The 476-nt window shown below is 53.8% G+C and carries 1 protein-coding gene; it reads left to right on the top strand.

The features are described 5' to 3' along the window. The coding region (locus tag CWC02_RS17705) for an Ig-like domain-containing protein (RefSeq protein ID WP_171043863.1) at positions 1-476 on the top strand (476 nt) is incomplete at both ends.

Below are 476 nucleotides of genomic sequence, written 5' to 3'. Positions count from 1 at the left end.
GCTTACTATCACTGACAGTGCCGGTAATGTACAAAGTGCGACAGCGACGGTGCAAGCGGATGGCAGTTGGTCTGTTGAGCCAAGTACGGCATTAGCCGAAGGTGATTATACCGTGGTGGCCACCGTGAGTGACGCGGCGGGTAACGAAGGCAGCGATACTGAAACAGGCACCATCGATGTGACGGCACCAACGATTAGCATTGATGCGCCAGCACTGACCAACGACAATACGCCGACGGTCACTGGCACCTCAGACTTAGCCAATACCTCACTCGCCGTGACCTTTACCGATGCTGATGGTATTAGCCATAGCGTAACAGTCACCACAGATGTTTCAGGCAATTGGAGCGCCGAAGCAGGGCAAGCCTTAGCCGATGGCAACTACACAGTCAGTGCCAGTATCAGTGATGCAGCAGGTAATAACAGCAGTGCCAGTGACAGTGGTGAAGTCGACACTATAGCGCCAGACGTTAGTG

The organism is Pseudoalteromonas sp. S2721, from assembly GCF_005887425.1.
Taxonomy (GTDB): domain Bacteria; phylum Pseudomonadota; class Gammaproteobacteria; order Enterobacterales; family Alteromonadaceae; genus Pseudoalteromonas; species Pseudoalteromonas simplex.
This window is presented reverse-complemented; position numbering and strand designations above follow the sequence as displayed.